General features: G+C 38.9%; 5 protein-coding genes. All 5 read left to right on the top strand.

All coding sequences use genetic code 11. The annotated features are described in order from the left end of the window. Window positions 1-746 (top strand): ParB/RepB/Spo0J family partition protein (locus G5B12_RS16870; RefSeq protein ID WP_174088928.1); only part of this gene is annotated, 746 nt, incomplete at its 5' end. Further along, window positions 743-877, top strand: coding sequence for a hypothetical protein (locus G5B12_RS17870; protein WP_255494039.1), 135 nt, complete (start codon window positions 743-745; stop codon window positions 875-877). The genes G5B12_RS16870 and G5B12_RS17870, both read left to right, overlap by 4 nt. Window positions 878-881: 4 nt before the next feature. After that, a complete protein-coding gene (locus G5B12_RS16865) occupies window positions 882-1,049 on the top strand; it encodes a hypothetical protein (RefSeq protein WP_165853758.1) in 168 nt (55 codons plus the stop codon). Then, window positions 1,039-1,350, top strand: a complete 312-nt coding sequence (locus G5B12_RS16860) for a DUF6050 family protein (RefSeq protein WP_173718418.1) — start codon at window positions 1,039-1,041, stop codon at window positions 1,348-1,350. Before G5B12_RS16865 ends, G5B12_RS16860 begins: the two co-directional genes overlap by 11 nt. Before the next feature lie 129 nt (window positions 1,351-1,479). After that, the coding region (locus G5B12_RS16855) for a hypothetical protein (protein ID WP_174088926.1) at window positions 1,480-1,843 on the top strand (364 nt) is incomplete at its 3' end.

Raw genomic sequence — 1,843 nt, 5'->3', positions numbered from 1 at the left:
AAGAATTATCAGAAAGCATTACACAATATGGCGTGTTGGTTCCTGGTATTGTGCGGTTGAGAGAGTCTGGTGGTTATGAGCTGGTAGCTGGTCATCGGCGAAAACGAGCATGTGAACTTGCTGGACTAGAGAAAATGCCGGTTATCATCAAAGATCTTACAGATGATGAAGCGACGGTGATTATGGTAGATTCCAACATTCAACGAGAAGAGCTGCTGATCAGCGAAAAGGCATTTGCTTATAAAATGAAATATGAGGCGTTAAAGCGTCAGGGAAAACGATCTGATTTAACTTCTTGCCAAGTTGGCAAGAAGTTGGCGGCAGAAGAAGTCAGTCAGAATACAGGAGATAGTTCCAGACAGATTCTTCGATATATTCATCTGACAGAGTTAGTAGCAGAGCTATTAGAATTGGCAGACGAGAAGAAGCTTCCCTTTAACACAGCTGTTGAACTTTCTTATTTGAGAACTGAAGAGCAGCAGATATTATTTCAGTATATGAGTAATCACAATATGGTACCTTCCATGAAGCAGGCAAAGGAATTGAAGCAGATTTCAAAAGAGCGGATGTTGACGTATTCAGAAATTGACCAGATTTGCATGAATGAAAGTACTGAAAAAGTTCAGGTGCAGATTCCGGCGAAGAAATTGAAACAATATTTTCCAGATACATATACAAAGACTCAGATGGAAGAAATTATATTTATGCTTCTGGCATCGTGGGCAGAAAGAGAGGGTAAAGAATGAGCAATGAAGATATGGCAAGGAGAATACAAGTCTATCTGAAAAAGATAGAAAAGATACGTGTTAAACGGATAAAAAGAGAGAAGTTTAAACATTTGTTGAAAACATTAGGATTATCAGCAGGAAGGAAGTGAAAGTATGGCTTTAAAAATTGTACGAAGATATGATGCGAACGGAAGGGAGCTTACGGAGAAAGATCTGGAAACCTTTCGATTGGATTCTCCTGTGGTTAGAGAAATATTGGCAAACCTTAATCGGGAGGTGGCGGAAGGAATCAGACAGAGGGAGAAAAAAGATGACGATTGAAGATGTAATTAAAAAATCGATTCTGCCACTGGCATTTATGGTATTCTGGTTTTGGATGACAAAAACAATTATGAAGGTCAGTGGACAGACGGATTGGTTCTGGTGGGTATTTATTGCTGGACTTCCATTTGGAATACATAAAATGCGGTTGATTCTGATTCCGAGAGGAATGGATACCACAGCAACACTTGGGATGGCTGCATTAAGTGTCATCATTGGAGCATTGATTGCAAGCATCATGATTCCAGTGTATGTGATTAGAGCGATATACGTGTTTATACGGTATGTCATTGGAAAATAGAATATTAGATTGATAAGAGGCAGGCTTGCGAAAACAAAAATCGTAAGTCTGCCTCTTTTTTTGTGCTTAAAACCAGGCAATTCAGGGGAAGTCCCTTTTGCAAATATATATTCTTGGAGGATTTTTAATATGAGAGAGCGAATTGAAAGTAAGCATGTAACTAAGGAAATCAAAAGTCAGATGCCAGTAATTCCGATGGAAATTGTTAAAGAAAGAGGCTGTACGTTCTGCCCGTATTATCTGGGCAATTATGAGAAACAGCCACGTTGTATGATGAAAACCTGTGCCTGGGATGATGAAAATGAACGTTTCCATCCAGTTCTTCGTGAACTGATCCCATTTTATAAAGAGAAGATGGAAAAAGCAGAAGAAAAGTTCCTTGCAATGAAAAAGATTTATACAACACTGTTAGGAATGTTTGCCGATGAAATGAAGCAAGAAGAGTTGGAAAAAGATGAATGTTACGGATGTGCCTATGGAAAATGTGGACCAT

This window comes from Blautia sp. MSK.20.85, assembly GCF_013317245.1.
GTDB lineage: Bacteria > Bacillota > Clostridia > Lachnospirales > Lachnospiraceae > Blautia_A.
Note: the sequence above shows the minus strand (reverse complement) of the source record. Positions and strands in the feature narration are given on the sequence as shown.

Bases quoted from the DNA above. Each gene is read 5' to 3' on its own strand.
- G5B12_RS17870 (WP_255494039.1), top strand. From the start codon at position 743: ATGAGCAATGAAGATATGGCAAGGAGAATACAAGTCTATCTGAAAAAG.
- G5B12_RS16865 (WP_165853758.1), top strand. From the start codon at position 882: ATGGCTTTAAAAATTGTACGAAGATATGATGCGAACGGAAGGGAGCTT.
- G5B12_RS16860 (WP_173718418.1), top strand. From the start codon at position 1,039: ATGACGATTGAAGATGTAATTAAAAAATCGATTCTGCCACTGGCATTT.